At 70.7% G+C, this 26030-nt stretch carries 22 protein-coding genes and 1 riboswitch; of the genes, 15 read left to right on the forward strand and 7 right to left on the reverse strand.

The window, feature by feature from the left end:
- Window positions 1–68: 68 nt before the first annotated feature.
- On the forward strand, window positions 69–1019 hold the full coding sequence (locus ACFWI4_RS34815) for a 1-aminocyclopropane-1-carboxylate deaminase/D-cysteine desulfhydrase (RefSeq protein WP_387204705.1): 951 nt from the start codon (window positions 69–71) through the stop codon (window positions 1017–1019).
- Window positions 1020–1041: 22 nt separating this feature from the next.
- On the opposite strand, the gene ACFWI4_RS34820 is transcribed toward ACFWI4_RS34815, so the two are convergent.
- Window positions 1042–2637 carry a Na+/H+ antiporter gene (locus tag ACFWI4_RS34820; RefSeq protein ID WP_387204708.1) on the reverse strand — a complete coding sequence of 532 codons (1596 nt, stop codon included), beginning with the start codon at window positions 2635–2637 and terminating at the stop codon, window positions 1042–1044.
- Between the two features lie 62 nt (window positions 2638–2699).
- On the opposite strand from ACFWI4_RS34820, the gene ACFWI4_RS34825 reads away from it, so the two are divergent.
- The 3 genes from ACFWI4_RS34825 to ACFWI4_RS34835 all read left to right on the forward strand — a co-directional run bounded on the left by ACFWI4_RS34825 (window position 2700) and on the right by ACFWI4_RS34835 (window position 4797).
- Entirely contained in the window at window positions 2700–2960 is a 261-nt protein-coding gene (locus ACFWI4_RS34825; protein ID WP_385400833.1) for a UBP-type zinc finger domain-containing protein, read from the forward strand.
- 284 nt (window positions 2961–3244) lie between these two features.
- Entirely contained in the window at window positions 3245–3658 is a 414-nt protein-coding gene (locus ACFWI4_RS34830) for an anti-sigma regulatory factor (protein ID WP_054228129.1), read from the forward strand.
- Complete coding sequence (locus ACFWI4_RS34835) at window positions 3655–4797, forward strand: RNA polymerase sigma factor SigF (protein WP_387204711.1); 1143 nt, start codon at window positions 3655–3657, stop codon at window positions 4795–4797. The genes ACFWI4_RS34830 and ACFWI4_RS34835 overlap by 4 nt, the downstream gene beginning before the upstream one ends.
- A 93-nt stretch (window positions 4798–4890) precedes the next feature.
- On the opposite strand, the gene ACFWI4_RS34840 is transcribed toward ACFWI4_RS34835, so the two are convergent.
- On the reverse strand, window positions 4891–5352 hold the full coding sequence (locus tag ACFWI4_RS34840) for a hypothetical protein (protein WP_387204714.1): 462 nt from the start codon (window positions 5350–5352) through the stop codon (window positions 4891–4893).
- A 171-nt stretch (window positions 5353–5523) separates the two neighbouring features.
- Between ACFWI4_RS34840 and ACFWI4_RS34845 the strand changes: the two genes are divergently transcribed.
- Window positions 5524–6492, forward strand: a complete 969-nt coding sequence (locus ACFWI4_RS34845; RefSeq protein ID WP_385400823.1) for a diacylglycerol/lipid kinase family protein — start codon at window positions 5524–5526, stop codon at window positions 6490–6492.
- A gap of 317 nt (window positions 6493–6809) precedes the next feature.
- Entirely contained in the window at window positions 6810–7067 is a 258-nt protein-coding gene (locus ACFWI4_RS34850; RefSeq protein ID WP_006380970.1) for a WhiB family transcriptional regulator, read from the forward strand.
- Between the two features lie 279 nt (window positions 7068–7346).
- Here ACFWI4_RS34850 and ACFWI4_RS34855 read toward each other — a convergent pair whose 3' ends face one another.
- On the reverse strand, window positions 7347–8822 hold the full coding sequence (locus ACFWI4_RS34855; protein WP_387204717.1) for a sensor histidine kinase: 1476 nt from the start codon (window positions 8820–8822) through the stop codon (window positions 7347–7349).
- A gap of 639 nt (window positions 8823–9461) precedes the next feature.
- Between ACFWI4_RS34855 and nagB the strand changes: the two genes are divergently transcribed.
- Window positions 9462–10247 carry a glucosamine-6-phosphate deaminase gene (gene nagB / locus ACFWI4_RS34860; RefSeq protein ID WP_385400817.1) on the forward strand — a complete coding sequence of 262 codons (786 nt, stop codon included), beginning with the start codon at window positions 9462–9464 and terminating at the stop codon, window positions 10245–10247.
- Between the two features lie 115 nt (window positions 10248–10362).
- On the opposite strand, the gene ACFWI4_RS34865 is transcribed toward nagB, so the two are convergent.
- The 4 genes from ACFWI4_RS34865 to ACFWI4_RS34880 form a co-directional block, all read right to left on the reverse strand.
- The gene (locus ACFWI4_RS34865; RefSeq protein ID WP_387204721.1) at window positions 10363–12000 is read right to left on the reverse strand and encodes a glycoside hydrolase family 3 protein; all 1638 of its coding nucleotides are present in this window, start codon (window positions 11998–12000) and stop codon (window positions 10363–10365) included.
- A gap of 8 nt (window positions 12001–12008) precedes the next feature.
- Window positions 12009–12884, reverse strand: a complete 876-nt coding sequence (locus tag ACFWI4_RS34870; RefSeq protein WP_385400812.1) for a carbohydrate ABC transporter permease — start codon at window positions 12882–12884, stop codon at window positions 12009–12011.
- On the reverse strand, window positions 12881–13867 hold the full coding sequence (locus ACFWI4_RS34875; RefSeq protein ID WP_387204725.1) for a carbohydrate ABC transporter permease: 987 nt from the start codon (window positions 13865–13867) through the stop codon (window positions 12881–12883). The genes ACFWI4_RS34870 and ACFWI4_RS34875 overlap by 4 nt, the downstream gene beginning before the upstream one ends.
- A gap of 141 nt (window positions 13868–14008) precedes the next feature.
- On the reverse strand, window positions 14009–15292 hold the full coding sequence (locus ACFWI4_RS34880) for an extracellular solute-binding protein (protein WP_387204728.1): 1284 nt from the start codon (window positions 15290–15292) through the stop codon (window positions 14009–14011).
- 437 nt (window positions 15293–15729) lie between these two features.
- Here ACFWI4_RS34880 and ACFWI4_RS34885 point away from each other — a divergent pair, with 437 nt between their 5' ends.
- From ACFWI4_RS34885 to ACFWI4_RS34920, 8 genes are all read left to right on the forward strand, one after another.
- Window positions 15730–16494 carry a GntR family transcriptional regulator gene (locus ACFWI4_RS34885; protein WP_385400803.1) on the forward strand — a complete coding sequence of 255 codons (765 nt, stop codon included), beginning with the start codon at window positions 15730–15732 and terminating at the stop codon, window positions 16492–16494.
- A 134-nt stretch (window positions 16495–16628) separates the two neighbouring features.
- Window positions 16629–16916, forward strand: a complete 288-nt coding sequence (locus ACFWI4_RS34890; protein WP_385400800.1) for a DUF3311 domain-containing protein — start codon at window positions 16629–16631, stop codon at window positions 16914–16916.
- The gene (mctP, locus tag ACFWI4_RS34895) at window positions 16913–18523 is read left to right on the forward strand and encodes a monocarboxylate uptake permease MctP (protein ID WP_387204732.1); all 1611 of its coding nucleotides are present in this window, start codon (window positions 16913–16915) and stop codon (window positions 18521–18523) included. Before ACFWI4_RS34890 ends, mctP begins: the two co-directional genes overlap by 4 nt.
- Before the next feature lie 119 nt (window positions 18524–18642).
- On the forward strand, window positions 18643–19161 hold the full coding sequence (locus ACFWI4_RS34900) for a GNAT family N-acetyltransferase (RefSeq protein WP_387204735.1): 519 nt from the start codon (window positions 18643–18645) through the stop codon (window positions 19159–19161).
- Between the two features lie 52 nt (window positions 19162–19213).
- Window positions 19214–19363: riboswitch (cobalamin riboswitch) on the forward strand.
- Between the two features lie 131 nt (window positions 19364–19494).
- Window positions 19495–21876, forward strand: coding sequence for a ribonucleoside-diphosphate reductase subunit alpha (locus ACFWI4_RS34905; RefSeq protein ID WP_387204738.1), 2382 nt, complete (start codon window positions 19495–19497; stop codon window positions 21874–21876).
- Window positions 21876–22889 (forward strand): ribonucleotide-diphosphate reductase subunit beta, encoded by a 1014-nt coding sequence (locus ACFWI4_RS34910; RefSeq protein WP_387204741.1) that lies wholly within the window; start codon window positions 21876–21878, stop codon window positions 22887–22889. Before ACFWI4_RS34905 ends, ACFWI4_RS34910 begins: the two co-directional genes overlap by 1 nt.
- 378 nt (window positions 22890–23267) lie before the next feature.
- Window positions 23268–25358, forward strand: a complete 2091-nt coding sequence (locus tag ACFWI4_RS34915) for a putative Ig domain-containing protein (RefSeq protein ID WP_387204744.1) — start codon at window positions 23268–23270, stop codon at window positions 25356–25358.
- Window positions 25359–25461: 103 nt separating this feature from the next.
- Window positions 25462–25983, forward strand: a complete 522-nt coding sequence (locus tag ACFWI4_RS34920; RefSeq protein ID WP_387204747.1) for a hypothetical protein — start codon at window positions 25462–25464, stop codon at window positions 25981–25983.
- Window positions 25984–26030: the final 47 nt, after the last annotated feature.

The following is a 26030-nucleotide window of genomic DNA, read 5'->3' on the forward strand; positions in this document are numbered from 1 at the left end:
AACGGGGGCCCCGGCCCGCCGCGACCCCGCACCGGGCCGCCCCCGGACAGGTGTCCGACAATGAGGGCGTGACCAGCCCCGCCACCCCGGACTCCCCGACCCCGGCCCCGGCCCCCGGTCCTCCCCCGCGGCTTCCGTCACCTTTGGAGGAGGTGGGGGACCGGCGTTTCGAGCGGTACGGGGTCCGGCTCGTGCTGAAGCGGGACGATCTGATCCACCCGGAGCTGATCGGCAACAAGTGGCGCAAGCTGACGCCGAACCTGGAGGCGGCGGCGGGCCGCCCGCTGGTCACGTTCGGCGGGGCCTACTCGAACCATCTGCGCGCCACCGCCGCCGCGGGCCGTCTGCTCGGGCTGCCCACCCTCGGCGTGGTCCGCGGCCAGGAACTGGCCGACCGCCCGCTGAACCCCTCGCTGGCCCGCTGCGCGGCCGACGGCATGCGGCTCCACTTCGTCGACAGATCGACCTACCGGCACAAGACGGACCCCGGGACGCTGGCCGCGATCCTGCGCGCGACGGGTTCCGAGGACGCGTACGTGGTGCCCGAGGGCGGCAGCAACGCCCTGGCCGTACGCGGCTGCGTGGCGCTCGGCGAGGAGCTGCGGGACGCGGACGGGATCGACGTGGCCGCCCTCGCCTGCGGCACCGGCGGCACCCTGGCGGGGACGGCCGCCGGTCTCGGCCCCGGCCGGCGCGCGCTCGGCGTCCCCGTCCTGCGCGGCGGCTTCCTCGACGCCGACGTGACGGCCCTGCAGAAGGCCGCGTTCGGCGCACGGCGCGGGACCTGGTCCCTGGACGACCGCTTCCACTTCGGCGGCTACGCCCGTACCACCCCCGAACTCGACTCCTTCGCCGAGGACTTCGAGCAGCGGCACGGACTGCCGGTCGAACGTCTCTATGTCGCCAAGCTGCTCTACGGACTTGTCGCCCTCGCCGGGGAGGGGGCGTTCCCGCGCGGCACGACGGTGGCCGCCGTGATCACCGGAGCGCCGTTCCCCGCCGCGGGCGCCGGGACCTGACCGGCCGGGCGGATCCCGGATCTCAGGCCGCCTCCCGGTAGGCCGCCGCCTCCTCCAGGTCCAGCCGGCGCAGCAGCGTGCGCAGCATCTCGTCGTCGATGTAGCGGTGGTCGCGGAGCTTGACGAAGACGTCGCGCTCGGTGCCGATCATCTCGCGGGACAGCCGGCGGTAGGTGTCGTCCGCTGTCTCGCCGGTGACCGGGTTGACCGCGCCGAGCCGCTCCCAGACGGCGTTGCGGCGTCGTTCCATGACCGTGCGCAGGCGCTCGGCGAGCGGCGGGGGCAGGGCGTTGCGCTCGTCGGCGAGGAGTTCGTCGAGGCGCTCCTCGGCCGCGCGGGAGGCCTGCGCCTGTGCGTTGGCCTCGGCGAGGGTCTCGGCCTGGGTGTCGCGTCCCGGCAGGTTCAGCAGCCGGATGAGCGGGGGCAGGGTGAGTCCCTGCACGACCAGGGTGCCGATGACGGTGGTGAAGGTCAGGAAGAGGATCAGGTTGCGGTCGGGGAAGGCGCCGCCGCCGTGCACGGTGAGCGGGATGGAGAAGGCGATGGCGAGCGAGACGACCCCGCGCATGCCGGCCCAGCCGATGACGAACGGTCCCTTCCAGGTGGGGTTGGCCTCGCGTTCGCGGATGCGGGCCGACAGGAGCCGGGGCAGGAAGGTGGCGGGGTACACCCAGACGAAGCGGGTGGCGACGACGACGAGGAAGAGGGCGACGGCGTACCAGGCGGCGGTCGTGCCCTCGTAGGCCCCGAGGCCCTTGAGGACGACGGGCAGCTGGAGTCCGATGAGCGCGAACACCGCGGACTCCAGGACGAAGGCGACCATCTTCCACACGGCCTCCTCCTGGAGCCGGGTCGCGAAGTCCACCTCCCAGGAGCGGTGTCCGAGGTAGAGGGCGACGACGACGACCGCGAGCACGCCGGAGGCGTCGAACTGCTCGGCGATCCCGTAGGCGACGAAGGGGATCAGCAGGGAGAGGGTGTTCTGCAGGAGCGCCTCGTTCATGTGCGTGCGCAGCCAGTGGATCGGGATCATCAGCACGAGCCCGACGACGACCCCGCCGACCGCCGCGAGCAGGAACTCGCCGATGCCGCCCGCCCAGGTCGCGCCCTCGCCGACGGCCGCGGCGAGGGCCACCCTGTAGGCGGTGATCGCGGTGGCGTCGTTCACCAGGGACTCGCCCTGGAGGATCGTGGTGATCCGCGAGGGCAGTCCCACCCGGCGCGCGACGGCGGTCGCGGCCACCGCGTCCGGCGGCGCGACGACGGCGCCGAGGACGAGGGCGGCGGGCAGCGGCAGGCCCGGTACGAGCAGATAGGCGGCCCAGCCGACCACGAGGGTCGCGAAGAGGACGTACCCGACGGAGAGCAGGGCGACCGGCCGCAACTGGGCCCTCAGGTCCAGGTAGGAGCTGTCGGTGGCCGCCGTGTACAGCAGCGGGGGCAGCACCAGCGGGAGCACGACGTCCGGGTCGAGTTCGTACGCGGGCACCCCGGGGACGTACGAGACCAGCAGGGCCACGGCGACGATCAACAGGGGTGCCGGGACCGGGGTGCGGCGGGCGGCCCCGGCGACCGCAGCGCTCCCCGCGACCAGCAACAGCAGTGGCAACACGTCCATCGTCTTCCGCCCGCCCTCTTTTTCCGCGCGGTACCCCGCACGCCCGACGTAACCTGGCAATCATGAAACAGTGCACGCACACCGACGCGCTGCCGGAGCCCGAACCCGCACCCGGGAGCGAGACCTGCCTCGAGTGCGTGGCCGCCGGCACCCACCCGGTGCAGCTCCGGCTGTGTCTGGAGTGCGGGCATCTCGCCTGCTGCGACTCCTCACCCCTGAGGCACGCCTCGGCCCATCACGACGACACCGGACATCCGATCATGCGCACGTTCGAGCAGGGGGAGAACTGGCGTTGGTGTTTCGTGGACCACGTCCTCGTCTGAGCCGCGGATCACGCACGCGCGTGACTCACGATCCGGACGGTTCGACCGTCTGACGTCTGGGTACGTCAACCCGGCGCGCGCTCTTCCTATTTGGGGCCGCAGACCTCTAGCCACTGTCCGTACTCATGGGCTTACTATGAGTGACAGCAAGGGGCGGGGTCCCCAGGACAGGAAAGTCGGGAGCGCGGTAGCGTCACCGCAGAACGACGTAGCGCGTTACCCCGGGGGGCGACCCTCGGCCCCCGAAAGAGCTCGAATGAGCTTGTACCACCATGGAGGTGAGGGTGTCCCAGATCGCAGGCGAGCCCGCGACGAAGGACTTCGTGGAAGTCCGGCTGCCGGCCGCGGGTGCCTACCTGTCGGTACTGCGCACGGCCACGGCCGGGCTGGCGGCCCGGTTGGACTTCACCCTCGACGAGATCGAGGATCTGCGCATCGCGGTGGACGAGGCCTGCGCGATCCTGCTTCAGCAGGCCGTCCCCGGTTCGGTGCTCAGCTGTGTCTTCCGGCTGATCGACGACTCACTGGAGGTAACGGTCTCGGCGCCGACCACCGACGGTCACGCTCCGTCACGTGACACGTTCGCGTGGACCGTCCTGTCGGCTCTCGCGGGCAAGGTCGACTCCACCGTCGCCGAGGACAAGACCGTTTCGATCAGCCTCTACAAACAGCGCGGCGCGGGACCCGGGCCGGCGTGAGGAACGGGGACGGGCCGGTGCGGGACGAAGAGCGCGGCACACGGGAGCCTCCCGCGGGGCGCGCCGACGGTCCGGTCGGGCCGCGGCACACGGCGGACGGCGTCGACGGCATCCCCGAACAGGCCCGGCCGCATCCGGAGATCGACGTCTCCTCGGCGGCGCAACCGGGAGTCTTCCCCGTCCGGGGAGGTCCCCCCGGTTCGAGCACGGCCGAGGACACGGGGGAAGAGCCTCGAGCTCGGGAAACGGTGACGGGCGGGACTATGAGCGAGCACGAGCGAAACGCGGAGCAGAACGTGCAGGGCGCGCAGCACGAGCGGGAGCCCGATCAGGTCGTGCAGGGCGCGCAGCACGGGCCGAGTGCCCAGCGCGTCCAGCACGACCCGCAGGACCGCAGCGGGGCGCGGGCGATGTTCGTCGAGCTGCGCAAGCTCCAGGACGGCAGCGCCGAGTACGCGGAGCTGCGCAACCAGCTGGTCCGCATGCACCTGCCGCTCGTGGAGCACCTGGCCCGCCGCTTCCGCAACCGCGGTGAGCCGCTGGACGACCTGACGCAGGTCGCGACGATCGGGCTGATCAAGTCGGTCGACCGGTTCGACCCGGAGCGCGGTGTCGAGTTCTCGACGTACGCGACGCCGACGGTGGTCGGCGAGATCAAGCGGCACTTCCGCGACAAGGGCTGGGCGGTGCGGGTCCCGCGCCGGCTCCAGGAACTGCGGCTGGCGCTGACCACGGCGACCGCGGAGCTGTCCCAGCTGCACGGCCGTTCCCCGACGGTCCACGAGCTGGCCGAGAAGCTGGCCATCTCGGAGGAGGAGGTCCTGGAGGGCCTGGAGTCCGCCAACGCGTACTCCACGCTGTCCCTGGACGTCCCCGACACGGACGACGAGTCCCCGGCGGTCGCGGACACCCTGGGCGCCGAGGACGAGGCGCTGGAGGGGGTCGAGTACCGGGAGTCGCTGAAGCCGCTGCTGGAGGACCTGCCCCCGCGGGAGAAGCGGATCCTGCTTCTCCGCTTCTTCGGCAACATGACCCAGTCGCAGATCGCGCAGGAGGTCGGCATCTCGCAGATGCACGTCTCCCGGCTGCTGGCCCGCACGCTGGCCCAGCTGCGGGAGAAGCTCCTCGTCGAGGAGTGAGGCGGCCGCGGGGTGAGCCCCGCGGCACCGCTTCCGGGGAGCGGTCCCCGGAGCGCGCGTCACGAGGAGAAGATCCCGGGGCGTGCGCCCCGGCTACTTCTCCTCCCGCGCGTCCCCCACCTCACCGCCGGGCCCTCGGATTCCGAGGGCCCTGGTCGTTTCCGGGTGCACCAGCAGCACGAAGGCCACCAGCGCGACCACCCCGAGGGCGATCCCGGCGGGGATCGCGACGCTGTCGGCCTGGAGCAGGGTGTAGGCGACGGGCAGCGCAAGGATCTGGGTGACCAGGGCCGGGCCGCGGCTCCAGGAGCGGCGCAGCAGCAGTCCGCGCGCGGCGAGCAGCGGCAGCAGCGCCAGGGCGATCAGCGTGACGCCGCCGGTGACGGCCTGCTGCCGGCTGTCGGGATCCCCGGTGAGTCCGAGGACCAGGACGCAGACGCCGCCCGCCACGAGGGCGGTCCCCTCCAGCGCGGCCAGCGCCGCCGCCGCGGTCAGCCGCCCGGGGCGGGGATCGGTGCGGGGGGCGTCGGGGGTGGGATTCTGCTCACGGCTCACCCCCGAAGAGTAGCCGCCGGTCCCGGGCGCCCGGGTGCCCCGGGGGCCGGGAACCGCGGGGCCGCGGGCCTCGCGCCGGTCCGGTTCCGCGCGCCCGTGCCACCTGCGAACTCTTACTGGATCCCTACCTCGGTCTGGGACGAGTACCACCCAGTAGGTACGCTGCATCGCATGCGTGCACTTCTCGTGGTCAATCCGGCGGCAACCACCACCAGTGCGCGCACGCGTGACGTGCTGATCCACGCGCTCGCCAGTGAGATGAAACTGGAAGTGGTCACGACCGAGTACCGCGGGCACGCCCGGGACCTCGGCCGGCAGGCCGCCGACAGCGACGACATAGACCTGGTCGTGGCCCTGGGCGGGGACGGCACGGTCAACGAGGTCGTGAACGGTCTGCTGCACCGGGGCCCCGACCTCCAGCGTCTTCCGGGCCTCGCCGTGGTTCCCGGCGGCTCCACCAATGTCTTCGCCCGCGCCCTCGGCCTGCCGAACGACGCCGTCGAGGCGACCGGCGCCCTGCTGGACGCGCTGCGCGAGGAGCGGGAGCGCACGGTCGGCCTCGGTCTCGCCGCGGGAACCCCGGGCACCGAGGACGAGGCCGTCCCCTCCCGCTGGTTCACCTTCTGCGCCGGGCTCGGCTTCGACGCGGGCGTGGTGGGGCGGGTCGAACAGCAGCGCGAGCTCGGCCGGCGCTCGACGCATGCGCTGTATCTCCGCCAAGTACTGCGCCAGTTTCTGGACGATCCTCACCGGCGGCGCGGAACGATCACCCTGGAGCGCCCCGGCACCGACCCGGTCACCGGTCTGGTCCTGTCCATCATCTGCAACACCTCGCCGTGGACGTTTCTCGGCAATCGTCCGGTGTACGCGACGCCTAAGGCCTCGTTCGATACCGGACTCGACGTACTCGCGCTCAGCCGTATGTCGACACCGTCGGCCGCCCGGTATGCCACCCAGTTGCTCACTTCGTCCCCCGAGCGCGGACCCCAGGGCAAGCACGCCGTCACTCTGCATGACCTGACGGACTTCACCTTGCATTCGAAGGTGCCGCTACCCCTTCAGATGGACGGCGACCATCTGGGACTGCGTACAAGCGTGACGTTCACAGGCGTACGCCGTGCACTGCGTGTGATTGTGTGAGTGGAAGGGGCCAAACTCCTTTCACTCGAACGTTTAGACCACGGTCCACCCCATGGAAGTACGGCTGTGACTCAGCCGACACCGAGGAATCAAAAAAAACTTTCCGGAAGGGGTTGTATCCGCCGCTGAGGTTTGCGAGTCTCTACGTGGCGCTCGGGACGGCCCGCAACATCGGCCCCACAGAGCACCGGAACCCCTCCTCAAATCAAGGACCACACCAGTCCGTCTGGTTGTCGGCCCTTCACTTGTTGAGGGATTCGTGAAAGCGTTCACATTCACAAGCAACGTGCATGTAATACCAAGGAGAGGTAGCAGCCATGGACTGGCGTCACAACGCCGTTTGCCGCGAGGAAGACCCCGAGCTCTTCTTCCCCATCGGCAACACCGGTCCTGCGCTGCTGCAGATCGAGGAAGCCAAGGCCGTCTGCCGCCGCTGCCCCGTCATGGAGCAGTGCCTGCAGTGGGCGCTCGAGTCCGGCCAGGACTCCGGCGTCTGGGGTGGCCTCAGCGAGGACGAGCGCCGCGCAATGAAGCGCCGTGCCGCCCGCAACCGAGCTCGTCAGGCCACCGCCTGACGTTCCACCCCGCACGAGCCTGAGCTTGGCGGCGCGTACAGCGAGTACGCAACTCCCGCCCCCGAGCCGCAGCGCGCAGTACCCCGATGCGCTTGATGCAACGAGCTTTCAGCCCCGGACCACCTGGTGGTCCGGGGCTCATTGCTGTGCCCGTCCGGAGCCCGTCACGGTGAGTGACGGTGTCCGGTGGGCCCCGACTGCCGCCGCCCACCGGCCTCTTGTGCGATTCTCACGTGCCCCCGGCCGCTGGCGCGGCGCCCGCGCTCCGGGGGCGGGACGTCACTTGGGCACGACCACCGGGATGTCCAGGAGCACCTGGGTCCCCCGCTCCGGAGCGGCCACCATGTCGAAGGTGCCGCCCAACTCGCCCTCCACCAGCGTCCGTACGATCTGGAGACCGAGGTTGCCCGAGCGGTGCGGGTCGAAGCCCTCGGGCAGTCCGACCCCGTCGTCCTGGACGGTGACCAGCAGCCGGGCGTCCTTCGAGGTGCCGCCGCGCACCGCGGAGACCTCGACGGTCCCCCGGTCGCCCTCGCGGAAGCCGTGCTCCAGCGCGTTCTGGAGGACCTCGGTGAGCACCATGGAGAGCGGGGTCGCCACCTCCGCGTCCAGGATGCCGAAGCGTCCGGTGCGCCGGCCGGTGACCTTGCCCGGCGAGATCTCGGCGACCATGGCGAGCACCCGGTCGGCGATCTCGTCGAACTCGACCCGCTCGTCCAGGTTCTGGGAGAGCGTCTCGTGCACGATCGCGATCGAACCGACGCGGCGCACGGCCTCCTCCAGGGCCTCCCGGCCCCGGTCCGAGTCGATGCGGCGGGCCTGGAGCCGCAGCAGGGCGGCGACGGTCTGGAGGTTGTTCTTCACCCGGTGGTGGATCTCCCGGATGGTGGCGTCCTTGGTGATCAACTCACGCTCGCGGCGGCGCAGTTCGGTGACGTCGCGGAGCAGCACCAGGGAACCGACGCGGGTGCCCTTGGGCTTGAGCGGGATCGCCCGGAGCTGGATCACCCCGTCGGCGCTCTCGATCTCGAACTCGCGGGGCGCCCAGCCGCTGGCCACCTTCGACAGCGCCTCGTCCACCGGGCCCCGCGACGGGGCGAGTTCGGCGGTCGTGGAGCCGAGGTTGTGGCCCACCAGGTCGGAGGCCAGACCGATGCGGTGGTACGCGGAGAGCGCGTTCGGGGAGGCGTACTGGACGATGCCGTCCGCGTCGAGGCGGATCAGTCCGTCGCCGACCCGGGGCGAGGCGTCCATGTCGACCTGCTGGTCGGGGAACGGGAAGGTGCCCGCGGCGATCATCTGCGCGAGGTCGGAGGCGCTCTGGAGATACGTCAGTTCGAGACGGCTCGGGGTGCGCACGGTGAGCAGGTTGGTGTTGCGCGCGATGACACCGAGGACGCGGCCCTCGCGCCGTACGGGAATGGACTCGACACGGACCGGCACCTCCTCGCGCCACTCGGGGTCTCCCTCGCGCACGATCCGGCCCTCGTCGAGCGCCGCGTCCAGCAGCGGGCGGCGGCCACGCGGGACCAGATGGCCGACCATGTCGTCCTGGTACGAGGTGGGCCCGGTGTTGGGGCGCATCTGGGCGACCGAGACGTAGCGGGTGCCGTCGCGGGTGGGGACCCACAGCACGAGGTCGGCGAAGGAGAGGTCGGAGAGCAGCTGCCACTCCGAGACCAGCAGATGCAGCCACTCGAGATCGGAGTCGTCGAGGGCTGTGTGCTGGCGTACGAGATCGTTCATGGAGGGCACGTGTGCGAGCGTACCCGGCGGATCCGACAGGTCCCGAAATCGGCCACGTGCCGGGGGCCCGGGGGCGTCGTGAGGCCCCTGGGAACACCCGCGGGCCGCGGCGCCTGAGAGGGACCCTCAACCCTCCCGGCACCGCAGCCCGGAGCAACAACGGCCGTGGGGTGTGCGGTCCCGGTCGGCCGAAGAGAGGAGCCGGTGCAGTCAGGGCAGAGAGCGCCGGTTCCTCGGTCCGTCTTCCTGTGCGGGGAAGACGGAGGCTTATTCAGTTTCTCAGAGCATTGTGGACTAGACCATGGTTCCGCGTCCATGGATCGGCGGCCGGTTCGGCACCCCGCCCCGGGGGGCGGCCGTGGTCCTCGTCGTCCGCTCATCCAACACCAGGAGCGCCCCTCAGGCTATCCCGCCCCGGAGGGCGAACGGGCGGCGCGGGGGCGGGCGGAGCCGTCCGCCGAACGGAACCAACGGGTCCGCTTCCGCCCGGCGATCGCGCCCCGCGGCCCGTGCCGCGATTCGTCCCACGACGCGCCCGCGCCGGGGCGACGGGAGGGGCACCCTCTGCTAGATTGGTCTATACCACATGTGTCCCCCTTCGGATTCGGATGCGTTCCTGAGTCCCCTCTCCAGATCGGCAGGCCCAGCGTGGAAGTTGTCATCGTCCCGGACGCCAAGGCGGGCGGCGAGCTGATCGCCGAGGCCATGGCGGAACTGCTCGGACGCAAGCCCGACGCGCTCCTCGGCGTGGCCACCGGCTCGACGCCGCTGCCCGTCTACACGGCGCTGGCGGCCCGCGTGCGGTCCGGTGCCGTGGACACCTCGGGTGCGCGCATCGCACAGCTCGACGAGTACGTGGGCCTGCCGGCCGAGCACCCCGAGTCCTACCGCTCCGTACTGCGGCGCGAGGTGCTGGAGCCGCTGGGCATCGGCATGGACGCGTTCATGGGACCCGACGGCACCGCGGCGGACGTCCAGGCCGCGTGCGAGGCCTACGACCGCGCGCTGGCGGCGGCCGGCGGGGTCGACCTCCAGCTGCTGGGGATCGGGACGGACGGGCACATCGGGTTCAACGAGCCGTGCTCCTCGCTCGCCTCGCGGACCCGGATCAAGACGCTGACCGAGCAGACCCGGGTGGACAACGCGCGGTTCTTCGACGGCGACATCGCGCAGGTGCCGCACCACGTCATCACCCAGGGCATCGGCACCATCCTGGAGGCACGCCACCTGGTGCTGCTGGCGACCGGCGAGGGCAAGGCCGACGCCGTCGCGGCGACGGTCGAGGGGCCGGTCGCGGCGGTCTGCCCGGCGTCGGCGCTCCAGCTGCACCCGCACGCGACCGTGGTCGTCGACGAGGCCGCCGCGTCCAAGCTGAAGCTCGCGGACTACTTCCGCCAGACCTTCGCCGCCAAGCCGGACTGGCAGGGCATCTAGAGCCCTGGAAGCCGCTCCGGCGCGGCCGCCGGTCCCCGGACACAACGGTGCCGGGCACTCCCGAGGGAGTGCCCGGCACCGGCGCGTGGGGGCCCGGGGGCCGGCCGGACAGGCCCTACTCGCCCGCGATGGCCTCCGCCGCCGCCTGGCCGCAGACCCTGGCCGCGCCGTGGGTGGCGATGTGCAGGGCACCGCGGGGCGCCGACTGGGGGACGCCCATCTCGACCACGACGGTGTCGGGGCGGGCGGCGAGCAGGGTGTCGAGGGCGGCCGCCATCCAGGGGTGGCGGTGCTCGTCGCGGACCACCGCGACGAGGGGCCGTCCGGCGGCGGCCGCGAGGGCCGAGGCACCCGCGTCCTCGCCACTGAAGCTGCCGGTCCCGGTGCCGGGGAACAGCCGGGCCAGCTCGGCCGCCACGCCCCAGGGGGTCTCGTCGCCGACGGCGATGTTCGCGACCGGGGTGAGCGCGGCCACGTAGGGAGCCTCGGTGAGCGGGGTGTAGGCCGCGGAGCGGGTCACGGTCAGCGCCCGCCGGGCCGCGACCAGGCCCACGTCGGCTCCCGCGTCCGTACCGCCGGCACCACCCGCACCGTCCGCGCCGCCGGTGACACCCGTACCATCCGTACCGCTCGCCCCGCCCGTACCGGCCGGGCCGTTCGAGGCGTTCGAGCCGTTCAAGCCATTCGCGGAGACGGTCACCGGGCCGGCGGCGGCCGGGGAGGCCGTGCGGGACGCGGCGGCCGCGGCCGTCCACTCGGCCAGCTCCCGCACCCGGTTCGCCGCGTCCGCGAGGCGCTCCTCGGACAGCTCGCCGGAGCGGACGGCGGAGACCAGGGCGTCGCGCAGCCGGCGCACGGTGTCGTCGTCCGCCAGTCCCCCGCCGACGCAGATGGCGTCCGCGCCGGCCGCGATGGCCAGCACGCTGCCCCGCTCGATGCCGTACGTCGCCGCGATGGCCTGCATCTCCATGCCGTCGGTGACGATGAGGCCGTCGTAGCCGAGCTCCTCGCGCAGCAGGCCCGTGAGGATGCGGCGGGAGAGGGTGGCGGGGCGGTCCGGGTCCAGGGCCGGGACGAGGATGTGCGCGCTCATCACGGCCCGGCTGCCCGCGGCGATCGCGGCCCGGAAGGGGACGAGTTCGCGGGACTGGAGCACCGACAGGTCCGCGTCGATGCGCGGCAGGGCGTGGTGGGAGTCCACCGCGGTGTCCCCGTGACCGGGGAAGTGCTTGGTGCAGGCGGCCACGCCTGCGGCCTGGAGGCCGGTGACGTAGGCGGCCGTGTGCCGGGCCACCAGGGCGGTGTCGGCGCCGAAGGACCGTACGCCGATGACCGGGTTGGCGGGGTTGGAGTTCACGTCGGCGGACGGCGCCCAGTTGAGGTTGACCCCGCACGCGGCCAGTCTGCGGCCGAGTTCGAGGGCGACCTGCTCGGTGAGCTCCACGTCGTCGACGGCGCCCAGCGCGTGGTTGCCGGGGAAGGACGACCCGGTGCGCACCTCCAGACGGGTGACGTCACCGCCCTCTTCGTCGATGGCGACCAGGACGTCGTCACGCTCGGCGCGCAACTGGGCTGTCAGCGCGGCCAGTTGGCCGGGCGAGGCGATGTTGCGGCCGAACAGTCCGACGGAGGCGAGTCCCTCACCGAGACGGCGCAACAGCCAGTCCGGGGCCGTGGTCCCGGTGAATCCGGGCTGGAGCACGGTGAGGGCGTCGCGCGTCAGGGTGTCTGTACCGCTGGCGAATGTCGTCATCGGGGGCGTTATCCCTTCACGGCGCCCGCGGTCAGACCCGCGGCCATCTTGCGCTGGACGAGGAGGAACAGGACGACGATCGGCACGGCCATCAGGGTGGCGCCGGCCATCATCGGGGCGTACTCGGTGCCGTGCTTGGTGGTGAAGTTGCCGAGCCAGACCGTGGCGGTCTGGTTCTCCTGGCTCAGCAGCATGAGGGCGTAGAGGTACTCGTTCCATGCCTGGATGAAGGCGTAGACCGAGGTCGCGACCATGCCGGGGGCCAGCAGCGGGAAGACCACGCGGATGAAGGCGCCGGTGCGGCTGCACCCGTCGACCATGGCCGCCTCCTCCAGCTCCTTCGGGATGTTGACGATGAAACCGCGCAGCGTCCACACCGTGAAGGGGAGGATGAAGGTCAGATAGGTGAGGATCAGACCGGAGAGCTTGTCGTACTGGTGGAGGTCGTTCAGCAGCAGGAAGACCGGGATGATCATGGCGACCAGCGGGATCATCTGGACCGCGAGGATGCCGACGATCACGACCTTGCGGCCGCGGAAGGCGAAGCGGGAGATGGCCAGCGCGGCCAGCATCCCGACCACGATGCCGATCACGACCACCGAGAGCGACACGATCAGACTGCGGCCCACCGGGCCCCAGAAGTCGGCGATGTCCAGCGCGCGGCGGAAGTTGTCGAGCGTGAACCCGGTGGGGAGCAGGCTCGGGTCGGGGTCGATCGCGTCCTTGGCCGGCTTGATCGCCGTGTTGAGCATCCAGTAGACCGGGAAGCCCGCGGTGAGGAAGACGAACAGGCCGAGCAGGTTCCAGCCGAGCTTGGACTTGCGGGGCCCGGAGGACTTCCGCCCCGTGGCGGACGTACGCCCGGACGTGGCGAGGGAACTCATTCGACCTCTCCGATCTGGAGCATCTGACGCATGTACACGGCGACCACGCCCAGGAGCAGCAGCACGGTGAGCACGGCGATCGCCGACCCCTGCGCGTAGTCGTTGACGACGAACGCCCGGTCGTACGAGTACGTGGTGAGGAGCTGGAACTCCGCCTCCGGGTGGCCGCCGCGCATGACGAAGACCTGCGGGAAGACGCCCATGTCCCAGATGACGGAGAGGGTCGTCAGCATGACGATGATCGGCTTGAGGATCGGCAGGGTGACGTGGCGGAAGACGCCCCAGGCGCCGGCGCCGTCGAGCCGTGCGGCCTCCTCCAGCTCGGCGGGGACCTGGGTGAGTCCCGCGCTGAGGGTGATGACCACGAAGGGCACCGCGCCCCAGACGACCAGGAGCATGATCACGCTCAGGCCCTGCGGCCCGCTGGCGAACCAGTTGTGGCCGATCATGTCGACGCCGGGAAGTCTGCTGAGCAGCGCGTTGAAGATGCCGTAGTCGGAGTCGAAGAGCCACTTGAAGACGGTGGTGGCCACGATGATGGGCATGCCCCAGCTGGCCACGAGCACGATGTTGATCAGCGTCTTCATCCAGCCGGAGACCCGCTGGAGGAGCAGCGCGATCAGCATGCCGATGACCATCGTGAAGACGACGGCCCCGCCGGCGAACAGGATGGTCCTGACGACCACCTGCCAGAACTCTCCGTCCGAGAGCACGCCCTTGAAGTTGGCGAAGCCGACCGACTCGGCCGGCTGGAAGCCCCAGAGCTGGGACTGCCCGAACTTCTGGAAGGAGAGCGTGACCAGGCGCACCAGGGGATAGCCGAGGACCAGCGCGAGGATCAGCAGACAGGGGGCGAGCAGGACCCAGGGGACCGCCGCCGCGCCCAGGGTCCGTCTGGCGCGTGGTGCCTCGGCGACGGCCGGTGGTGGTGCCTGCCGCGGTGGCGGCACCTTGGCGTGGGTGGTCGTGTCTGCGGCACTCATCGCGCGCTCCTCAGCGGTCCCTCAGGTCGAACGAAAGCGAAGGGCCCGTACGGCGGGGCGCCGGGGCGAGCCCCTGGCCGGGCCGGACGGGAGGCAGGGCCCCGTCCCTCCGTGGCGGAGGGACGGGACCCTGCCCTCAGGTCACTTGGTGTTGATGACCTTGTCGATCGCGGCGTCCGCTTCCTTCGCGGCGTCCGCGACGGACTTCTTGCCGGTGCCGATGTTCTGCAGCATGGTCTGCAGGATCTGGGCCTTCTCGACCTGGCCCCAGCCCGGTGCCATCGGGACGAACCAGCTGGACTCGGCGGCGGTCGCCGGAACGGCCGTCGCCGGGTCGCTCTGGAGGCTGACGAGGTCCGTCTTGTTGTTGGGCAGGTTGCCCTTGGCCATCAGGCCCTTCTGGCCCTTCGCACCGGTGAACGCGTTGATCCACTCGGCGGCGACGGCCTGCGCCTTCGACTTCACCGGGACGGCGAGGTCGGAGCCGCCCAGGAAGACCGGGAGGTTCTTGCCGGACGGGCCGGGCATCACGAAGTTCTCGAGGTTGCCCTTGAGCTTGCCGGTCTTGTCGCTCTTCGGGTCCTCGGCGGTCGCGCCCTCCCAGGCGGCACCGAAGATCATGCCCGACTTGCCCTGGCCGTAGACGATGTAACGGTCGGACTCGTCCTTGGTCTTGTCGCCGTGCATGTACTTGTCGACGATGGTCTTGAACTCGTTGAGACCCTTGACGGACTCGGGCGAGGAGAGGTTGGCCTTCCACGTGCCGCCCTCCTCCTTCGCGATGGCGCCGCCGGCGTCGTAGACGAAGGACATGGCCGCGTACCAGTCACGGGTGGGCTGGTACCAGGCGCTGAACTTGTTGCCCTCCTTCTTCTGGATCTTGTCCAGGTCGGAGGTGAGTTCCGCGTAGGTCTTCGGCGTGGACTTCACGCCGGCCGAGGCGGCGATGTCCTTGCGCCAGTTGCCGACGCGGCCACCGGCGTAGTACGGCACGCCGTAGGTCTTGCCGTCGTAGGTCACGGACTCCTTGAGTCCGTCGAGCCAGGCGCTCGAGTTGTCGAACTTCGACGCGTCGAGGGGGGCGAACGCACCCTTGACCATGTAGCCGAGCATCTCGCTGTTGCCCATCTCGACCACGTCCGGCGCCTTGTCGGTGGCGAGGACCGCGTCGAGCTTGGTGTTCTTGTCCGGCCAGCCGTAGTACTCGTGCTTGATCTTGATGCCGGGGTGCTTCGCCTCGATCGCGCTGTCGGCCTGCTTGACCAGCTCGGGCCAGTTGTTCTGCGCGTCGACCGTGAGCCAGACCGTCAGCTCCTTGGCGTCCGCGCCCTTGTCCGACCCCCCGGACTTGTTGTCGTTCCCGCACGCCGCGACGGAGAACATCATGCCCGCGATACCGATCGCGGCTATCAGCTTGCGCTTCACGCCACCCTCCTCAGGGATGCCACAAACCCCCCTGCTCCCCCGCGGTGACATACGCCGTGTACCGCCCGTGGGGCCGGGACTGGACCAATGGTGTAGACCAGTACCCGGAGCTTGGCCTAGACCTAGGGGGGTGTCAAGGGTGTGTAAGCCCGTCCAGTCGGCCGTTATGGGACCTACATATGCAAGGACCTTTAAGTAGCCAAGCGGCACAAAACACGGGCGAGTTCGCGGCCTGCGAAGGAACCGCTCACGGACCGTGCACGGCGGCTCCCGCACCACCGCGGGCACGCGATGGACTAGACCAACGGGTACGCCGACGGTATATAGAGGGGATCACGGAGCGTGCGGGGATCACGCGGACGACAAGGCGTGCCACGATGTGACCGTGGCCGACGACATGGCGGTCGCTTCGGCATCCGGAGCCGGGAAGGCAGAGCATGAGCACCGATGTCAGCAGTGCGGAGAACGAGGGTGGGGCGCCCATCCGTACCGCGCGCGTGCCCAAGTACTACCGCCTCAAGAAGCACCTGCTCGACATGACGGACACGCTGCCCCCCGGCACGCCGGTGCCGCCGGAGCGGACCCTCGCCGCCGAGTTCGACACCTCGCGGACCACGGTGCGGCAGGCCCTTCAGGAGCTGGTCGTCGAGGGCCGGCTCGAACGCATCCAGGGCAAGGGCACCTTCGTCGCCAAGCCGAAGGTCTCCCAGGCGCTCCAACTGACCTCGTACACCGAGGACATGCGCGCCCAGGGCCTCGAACCCACCTCGCAGCTGCTGGACATCGGCTACATCACCGCGGACGACGCCCTCGCCGGGCTGCTCGACATCTCCGCCGGCGGACGCGTGCTGCGGATCGAGCGGCTGCGCCTCGCCAGCGGCGAGCCCATGGCCATCGAGACGACCCACCTCTCGGCCAAGCGCTTCCCCGCCCTGCGCAGGTCGCTGGTCAAGTACACGTCCCTCTACACCGCGCTGGCCGAGGTGTACGACGTCCACCTCGCCGAGGCCGAGGAGACCATCGAGACCTCGCTGGCGACCCCGCGCGAGGCCGGGCTGCTCGGCACGGACGTGGGCCTGCCCATGCTGATGCTCTCCCGTCACTCGCTCGACCGGCACGGCGAGCCGGTGGAGTGGGTGCGCTCGGTGTACCGCGGCGACCGGTACAAGTTCGTCGCGCGCCTCAAGCGCCCGCAGGACTGAGCGGTACGAGGCACTCCGCGGGCACGGGGCACACCCCCGTGCCCGACACCAACCCTCCACACCCGCCGCCGCGCTGCGGTGTTCCCTAAAGCCGGACCGTCCCCTAGATTGCCTGCGCGTTACCCAGGTGATCGATGAGGGGACGGAGACGACCTGTGTCAGACCTGCCCGAAGTGAAACCACCGGTGGTGACACCGGTACGTGTGGTGATCGGCCTGTGCCTGCTCGCGCCCTTCGTGGCGATGCTGTGGGTCGGCTCCTACACCAAGACCGACCCGGCGTTCATCGGTATCCCGTTCTTCTACTGGTACCAAATACTGTGGGTGCCCCTCTCCACGCTGCTGACCGTGACCGCGTACCACCTGTGGCGGCGTGACCAGCGGGCCCGCACCTCCTCCGTGAAGGAGGGCGCTGAAGCATGAAAGACGGCGTGAACGGCGTCGCCCTCGGCGTCTTCATCTTCTTCTTCCTGGCCGTCACGGTCATGGGCTTCCTGGCCGCGCGCTGGCGCCGGGCCGCCGACGAGCACACGCTCGACGAATGGGGCCTGGGCGGACGGTCGTTCGGCACCTGGGTGACCTGGTTCCTGCTCGGCGGCGACCTCTACACCGCGTACACCTTCGTCGCCGTGCCCGCGGCGGTCTACGCGGCGGGCGCGGCCGGCTTCTTCGCGGTGCCGTACACGATCCTGGTGTATCCGCTGATCTTCACCTTCCTGCCCCGCCTGTGGTCGGTCTCGCACCGGCACGGCTATGTGACGACCTCGGACTTCGTGCGCGGCCGCTTCGGCTCCAAGGGCCTGTCGCTCGCGGTGGCCGTCACCGGCATCCTCGCCACCATGCCGTACATCGCGCTCCAACTCGTCGGCATCCAGGCCGTCCTGGACGTGATGGGGGTGGGCGGCGGGGCGTCCTCCAACTGGTTCGTCAAGGACCTGCCACTGCTCATCGCGTTCGGCGTGCTGGCCGCGTACACCTACTCCTCGGGGCTGCGGGCGCCCGCGCTGATCGCGTTCGTGAAGGACACGCTGATCTACATCGTGATCGCGGTGGCGATCATCTACATCCCGATCAAACTCGGCGGCTTCGACGAGATCTTCAAGGCGGCGGGCGCCAAGTACACGGCCGCGGGCGCCGGCGGGCTCGTCCCCGCCCAGGCCGGCCAGTGGACGTACGCCACGCTCGCGCTCGGTTCGGCGCTGGCGCTGTTCATGTATCCGCACTCGGTCACCGCGACGCTGTCCGGCCGCAGCCGGGAGGTGATCCGCCGCAACACCACGATCCTGCCGTTGTACTCGCTGATGCTGGGCCTGCTCGCGCTGCTCGGGTTCATGGCGATCGCGGCCGGGGTGAAGGTCACCAACGGCCAGCTGGCCATCCCCCAGCTCTTCGAGGACATGTTCCCCGACTGGTTCGCGGGCGTCGCCTTCGCCGCCATCGGCATCGGCGCGCTCGTCCCGGCGGCCATCATGTCGATCGCGGCCGCGAATCTGTTCACCCGCAACATCTACAAGGACTTCATCAATCCGGCCGCGACCCCGCGGCAGGAGACCAGGGTCTCCAAGCTGGTCTCGCTCCTGGTGAAGGTCGGCGCCCTGGTCTTCGTCCTGACCATGGACAAGACCGTCGCGATCAACTTCCAGCTGCTGGGCGGGATCTGGATCCTCCAGACCTTCCCCTCGCTGGTCGGCGGTCTGTTCACCCGCTGGTTCCACCGCTGGGCGCTGCTGGCCGGCTGGGCGGTCGGCATGCTCTACGGCACGATCGCCGCCTACGGGGTGGCCTCCCCGACCCAGAAGCACTTCGGCGGCAGCTCGAAGGAGATCCCCGGCATCGGGGAGATCGGCTACATCGGGCTGACGGCGTTCGTCCTGAACGCGGCCGTCGCCGTCGTCCTCACCTTCGCCCTGCGGGCGCTCAAGGCCCCGGACGGCGTCGACGAGACCTCTCCGGGGGACTACACGGCCGACGCGGGCGACCCCGGGGTCGAGACGGAACTCCCGCCGGCCACGGCGGATGCGAGCCACTAGGAGACACCGGGTACCGGGTCCCCCGCCTGCGGGCCGGGTCCCGCGACAGCCGTGAACGACGGGCCGCCGGTGAAAAAACCGGCGGCCCGTCGCCGTGCCGGTCGGGCACACTCGCCCGCATGGACATCGTCATCCGGCCGGCGCGGCCCGAGGAGTACCCCGTCGTCGGCGAGATCGCGGCGCGGGCCTATCTCGGGGACGGGCTGCTCGACTTCGGCGAGAGCGACGCGTACCTCGGAAAATTGCGGGACGTCGAGGGACGGGCGGCCGTCGCCGAGGTGCTCGCGGCCGTCGAGGGGGACCGGGTGCTCGGCAGTGTGACCTTCGTGGCGGACGCCGGCCCCATGGCCGACTTCGCGCGCCCAGGGGAGGCCGAGATCCGGATGCTGGCGGTCGCGCGCGAGGCGCGCGGCCGGGGTGCGGGCGAGGCCCTCGTACGCGCCTGCGTCGCCCGCGCACGGGCCCTGGAGGGCTGCACGCGGCTCGTGCTGTCCACCCAGCGCACCATGCACGGAGCCCACCGGCTCTACGAGCGCCTCGGCTTCACCCGCACCCCGGAGCGCGACTGGAACCCCCTCCCGGAGCTCGACGACATCCGGCTGCTCACCTACGAGTTGGCGTTCCGGCACACTCCGTAGCGCCCCGGGACACCAAGCGGACACAACATGTGGGGGCAGTCCCGAAGCCCGGCACAAGATGTATGCTCATGGTCGCTGTCGCCGCAGGGGAATCCGGTGCGAATCCGGAACTGTCCCGCAACGGTGTACTTGTGCGTGTTCGCGTCTGCGTGTGCCCGTACTCGCGTCAGTCCGAGGACCTGCCGACAGCGCGCCCCGGCCGTCCGGCCCGGGTGCCGACGACGTCCGGGCCTCGCGGAATGGGCCGGTGGACGCGGTGCGCTGTGCCCGAAAGCGCTCCCGTGTGCCCCGCACCCGCCCGTGAGGCCCCGTGCCGAGCGAGGAGAGCCACACGTGACCATCGCGCCAGCCGATCCGGCTTCAGTGACCGCGCAGCAGGCCCCGGTGGAGACCGACGGTCCCGGAACCGTGCTGCTGCGTACCCTGACGGAGCTGACCGCCGACCTCCCCGACGCCGACCCCGGCCGGGTCGCCGCCGCGGCGCTGCGCGGCCGGTCCGCCCGTGCCGACGAGGCCGAGCTGCGCGAACTGGCCACCGAGGCGGCCGCGGGTCTCATCGCCGAGGACCCCGCCTACTCCCGGCTCGCCGCCCGCCTGCTCGCGGTCACCATCGCCGCCGAGGCCGCCTCCCAGGGCGTCACCACCTTCTCCGAGTCGGTCGCCGTCGGCCACCGCGAGGGCCTGATCGCCGACCGTACGGCTGCGTTCGTGGAACTGCACACGGACCGTCTCGACACGCTGATCGACGCCGAGGGCGACGGCCGCTTCGGCTACTTCGGCCTGCGCACGCTGCACTCCCGCTATCTGCTCCGGCACCCGATCACGCGCAAGGTCGTCGAGACCCCCCAGCACTTCATGCTGCGGGTGGCCTCCGGTCTCGCGGAGGACGACACCGTCCGCTCGGTGGACGAGGTCGCGGCGCTCTACCGGCTCATGAGCCGCCTCGACTACCTGCCGTCCTCCCCCACGCTCTTCAACTCCGGTACGCGGCACCCCCAGATGTCGTCCTGCTACCTCCTCGACTCCCCGCTGGACGAGCTGGACTCCATCTACGACCGCTACCACCAGGTGGCGCGGCTGTCGAAGCACGCCGGCGGCATCGGTCTCTCGTACTCCCGCATCCGCAGCCGCGGTTCGCTGATCCGCGGCACCAACGGGCACTCCAACGGCATCGTCCCGTTCCTGAAGACGCTCGACGCCTCGGTGGCCGCGGTGAACCAGGGCGGCCGGCGCAAGGGCGCGGCCGCGGTCTACCTGGAGACCTGGCACTCCGACATCGAGGAGTTCCTGGAGCTGCGCGACAACACCGGTGAGGACGCCCGGCGTACGCACAACCTGAACCTCGCGCACTGGATCCCGGACGAGTTCATGCGCCGGGTGAACGAGGACGGCGTCTGGTCGCTGTTCTCCCCCGCCGACGTGCCGGAACTGGTCGACCTGTGGGGCGACGAGTTCGACGCGGCCTACCGCAAGGCCGAGGAGGCGGGCCTCGCCCGCAAGACCATCCCGGCCCGCGACCTCTACGGCCGCATGATGCGCACCCTCGCGCAGACCGGCAACGGCTGGATGACGTTCAAGGACGCCGCCAACCGGACCGCCAACCAGACGGCGGAGCCGGGCCACACCGTCCACTCCTCGAACCTGTGCACCGAGATCCTGGAGGTCACGGACGACGGCGAGACGGCGGTCTGCAACCTGGGCTCGGTCAACCTCGGTGCGTTCGTGACCGGCGGGGACATCGACTGGCAGCGGCTCGACGAGACCGTGCGCACCGCGGTGACCTTCCTCGACCGCGTGGTGGACATCAACTTCTACCCGACCGAGCAGGCGGGCCGCTCCAACGCCAAGTGGCGTCCGGTCGGCCTCGGCGCGATGGGCCTCCAGGACGTCTTCTTCAAGCTGCGGATCCCCTTCGACTCGCCCGAGGCCCGCGCCCTGTCGACCCGGATCGCCGAGCGGATCATGCTCGCCTCGTACGAGGCATCCGCGGACCTCGCCGAGCGCAACGGACCGCTCCCGGCCTGGGAGAAGACCCGTACCGCCCGTGGCGTGCTGCACCCCGACCACTTCGACGTCGAGCTGAACTGGCCGGAGCGCTGGGCCGCCCTGCGGGAGCGGATCGCCTCGGTCGGCATGCGCAACTCGCTGCTGCTCGCCATCGCGCCGACCGCCACCATCGCGTCCATCGCGGGCGTGTACGAGTGCATCGAGCCGCAGGTGTCGAACCTGTTCAAGCGCGAGACGCTGTCGGGCGAGTTCCTCCAGGTCAACTCCTACCTGGTGGCCGAGCTGAAGGAGCTCGGCGTGTGGGACGCGCAGACCCGTGAGGCGCTGCGCGAGTCCAACGGCTCGGTCCAGGGCTTCACCTGGGTCCCGCAGGAGGTCCGCGACCTGTACCGCACGGCGTGGGAGATCCCGCAGCGCGGTCTGATCGACATGGCCGCCGCCCGCACCCCGTTCCTGGACCAGGCCCAGTCGCTGAACCTGTTCCTGGAGACGCCGACCATCGGCAAGCTCTCCTCGATGTACGCGTACGCCTGGAAGGCGGGGCTGAAGACGACGTACTACCTGCGTTCGCGCCCGGCGACGCGCATCGCCCGCGCGGCCCAGGCGCAGGCGCGCCCCGAGACCGTCATCCCCGTCCAGCAGGCCGCCGACCCCGACGCCGTCGCCTGCTCCCTCGAAAACCCCGAGTCCTGCGAGGCCTGCCAGTAATGAGCTCCACCGAGAAGAACCTGCTCGACCCGGGCTTCGAACTCACCCTGCGTCCCATGCGCTACCCGGACTTCTACGAGCGCTACCGGGACGCGATCAAGAACACCTGGACCGTCGAGGAGGTCGACCTCCACTCGGACGTGGCCGACCTCGCGAAGCTGACGCCGGGTGAGCAGCACATGATCGGCCGGCTGGTCGCGTTCTTCGCGACGGGCGACTCGATCGTGTCGAACAACCTGGTCCTGACGCTGTACAAGCACATCAACTCCCCCGAGGCGCGGCTGTACCTGAGCCGTCAGCTCTTCGAGGAGGCCGTGCACGTCCAGTTCTATCTGACGCTGCTCGACACCTACCTGCCCGACCTCGAGGACCGCGCGGCGGCCTTCGACGCGGTCGAGAACATCCCCTCCATCCGCGAGAAGGCGCAGTTCTGCTTCAAGTGGATGGACTCGGTGGAGAAGCTGGACCGGCTGGAGACCAAGGCCGACCGGCGCCGCTTCCTGCTGAACCTGATCTGCTTCGCGGCGTGCATCGAGGGGCTCTTCTTCTACGGGGCCTTCGCGTACGTCTACTGGTTCCGCAGCCGGGGTCTGCTGCACGGTCTGGCGACGGGCACCAACTGGGTGTTCCGCGACGAGACGATGCACATGAGCTTCGCCTTCGAGGTCGTCGACACCGTCCGCAAGGAGGAGCCGGAGCTCTTCGACGACCTGCTCCAGGAGCAGGTGACCGCCATGCTGCGCGAGGCCGTCGAGGCGGAGCTGCAGTTCGGCCGTGACCTGTGCGGCGAGGGCCTGCCGGGCATGAACACCGACTCGATGCGGCAGTACCTGGAGTGCGTGGCGGACCAGCGCCTCCAGCGGCTGGGCTTCGCGCCGGTGTACGGCTCGGAGAACCCGTTCTCCTTCATGGAGCTCCAGGGTGTCCAGGAGCTGACCAACTTCTTCGAGCGCCGGCCCTCCGCGTACCAGGTCGCGGTGGAGGGAACCGTCGACTTCGACGAGGACTTCTGACGGCGGCGGTCGTCCTGACCGTTCGTCACCGATGAGAGCCGGGCCGCCCGTTGCGGCCCGGCTTTCGTCACGTACTGCCCCCGCGCCTCCAATCGCCGTGCCAATCCCCTCCCATCAAGCGGCAAAGTTCTTCCGGCACGGCTGTTCGCACGTCGTTCTCCCCGGCTACGTTCTGGCCGTCCCGTCACGCCACGCACAGCGGCACGCCGGGACGACTGATTTGGCATGCCCATGACGTGTCTCTCCACGTTCACGCTACGCGCGTCACGGGCGTGCCGATTCAGAGCGCCGAGAACCCCACTTCCGGCCCTGGCACCGCGAACGGCCTCACCCGGGCCGCAGCGGCACCGGCCTCGAACCGATGGAGGCGACACCCCCATGCGTTCCCAGCGCCCGATACCCGCCGGCAGACCGGCCCGGAGCCTGCGAAGACTCCTCACCACCGCCCTCCCCGCCCTGGCCCTCGGCCTCGCCGGGTTCACCGCGGCCCCGCCCGCGAGCGCGCAGCCCGCGCCGGCCCCCCACGTATCGCGCACCACCCAGAACGCCCGGGCCCTCACCGACCCCTCCCGGCAGACGGTCCACGCGACCGGCAGGGCCGGCCAGAAGGTCGCGACCAAGCACCTGTGCGCCACGGCGGCCAAGCCCGGCCAGATGTCCTGCTTCGCCCAGCGGCGCACCGACATCGCGCAGAAGCTCGCGGCGAAGGTCTCCCCCGACGCCGCCGCCGCGGTGTCCGGCCTCAGCCCGGCCAACCTGCACAGCGCCTACAACCTGCCCTCGACGGGCGGCTCCGGCATGACGGTCGCCGTGGTCGACGCCTACAACGACCCCAACGCGGCCTCCGACCTGGCCACCTACCGCTCGCAGTACGGGCTGTCCGCCTGCACTGTGGCCAGCGGCTGCTTCAAGCAGGTCAGCCAGACGGGCTCGACCACCTCGCTGCCGACGAACGACACCGGCTGGGCGGGTGAGGAGGCGCTGGACATCGACATGGTCAGCGCCGTCTGCCCGAACTGCAACATCATCCTCGTCGAGGCCAGCTCCGCGAACGACTCCGACCTCGGCATCGCGGAGAACGAGGCCGTCGCACTGGGCGCGAAGTTCGTCTCCAACAGCTGGGGCGGCTCCGAGTCCTCCTCGCAGACCAGCGAGGACACCTCGTACTTCAAGCACCCGGGTGTCGCGATCACCGTCTCCTCGGGTGACGAGGCCTACGGCGCCGAGTACCCGGCGACCTCGCAGTACGTGACCGCCGTCGGCGGAACCGCGCTGAGCACCTCCTCCAGCACCCGCGGCTGGACCGAGTCGGTCTGGAAGACCAGCAGCACCGAGGGCACCGGCTCGGGCTGCTCCGCCTACGACGCCAAGCCCTCCTGGCAGACCGACACGGGCTGCACCAAGCGCATGGAGTCCGACGTCTCCGCGGTCGCCGACCCCGCGACCGGTGTGGCGGTCTACGACACCTACGGCGGCTCCGGCTGGGCGGTCTACGGCGGCACCAGCGCCTCCTCGCCCATCATCGCGGGCGTGTACGCGCTCGCCGGCACCCCCGGCTCCAGCGACTACCCGGCGAAGTACCCCTACTCCCACACCTCGAACCTGTACGACGTGACCAGCGGCAACAACGGCTCCTGCTCCACCTCGTACTTCTGCACCGCGGGCACCGGCTACGACGGCCCGACCGGCTGGGGCACCCCCAACGGCACGGCCGCCTTCACCTCGGGTACCAGCACGGGCAACACGGTGACCGTCACCAACCCGGGCAGCCAGTCCACGGCCACGGGCAGCGCGGCGAGCCTGCAGATCTCGGCCAGTGACAGCGCGGGCGCGACCCTCACCTACAGCGCCACCGGGCTGCCGACCGGCCTGTCGATCAGCAGCTCGACCGGTCTGATCTCCGGCACCGCGAGCACCGCCGGCACCTACGCGGTCACCGTCACGGCGAAGGACAGCACGGGCGCCTCCGGTTCGGCCTCGTTCACCTGGACCGTCAGCACCTCGGGCGGCGGCACCTGCACCTCGGCGCAGCTGCTCGGCAACCAGGGCTTCGAGTCCGGCGCCACCGTGTGGAGCGAGACCAGCGGTGTCATCACCAATGACACGGGCGAGGCCACGCACGCCGGCTCGTACGACGCCTGGCTCGACGGGTACGGCTCGACCCACACCGACACCCTGTCCCAGTCGGTGACCGTCCCCAGCGGCTGCAAGGCCACGTTCACCTTCTACCTGCACATCGACACGGCCGAGACCAGCACCAGCACGGCCTACGACAAGCTCACCGTCACCGCGGGCTCGACCACGCTCGCGACCTACTCCAACCTCAACAAGGCGACGGGCTACGCGCAGAAGAGCTTCGACCTGTCCTCCTTCGCCGGTTCGACCGTCACGCTGAAGTTCAGCGGCGTCGAGGACTCCTCGCTCCAGACCAGCTTCGTCGTGGACGACACGGCCGTGACGACCAGCTGACCGACACCGGGGCCCCGGTCGCCGAGGCGGCCGGGGCCCTGTCGTGCGCGGGAACGGATCCTGAAGGGCCGGTGGCACGTCCCATCCCCAAGGAGGCCACCCCATGCGTCGAACGACTCACACCCGGACCATCTCCCTCACCGCCCTGGCCCTGCTCCTCGCGGGCTGCGGCGCCCAGAACGGGGGCGACACGGGCGCCGGCGGCAACGTGTCGCCGTCCCCGTCCGGAAGCACCGCGTCACCGCCCCCGTCCGGAGACACCGCGTCACCGCCGCCGTCCCCGTCCCCGTCCCGCCCCGACTGCGGGGCGGCGCCCGGGGCCGGGCTCGGTGCCGCCGACACGGGCCACACGTACTGTCTGACACCCGGCGAGACGGTCCGGGTCTCGCTGGACGGCACCACCGTCCGGCCCTGGAAGCCCGTCGCGGCGGACGGAAAGGCCCTGGAGGCCGTCAACAGCGGGATCGTCCTCCAGCCGGGTGACGCCTCGGCCGCCTACCGGGCCGTCTCGCCCGGCACGGTCCGGCTGACCTCGTCGCGTCCCCTGTGCCCGAGCGATCCGGCCAGGATCTCCTGCAAGGGCCTCCAGGCGTGGACGGTCACCGTGGTCGTGCGGAAGGCCTGAACCCGCGGCGCACGTCCGGGGCCCCAGGGCCGCCCGGCGGGCGCCCA

Origin of the sequence: Streptomyces sp. NPDC127038 (assembly GCF_042725875.1) — a bacterium.
In the GTDB taxonomy this organism is placed as follows: domain Bacteria; phylum Actinomycetota; class Actinomycetes; order Streptomycetales; family Streptomycetaceae; genus Streptomyces.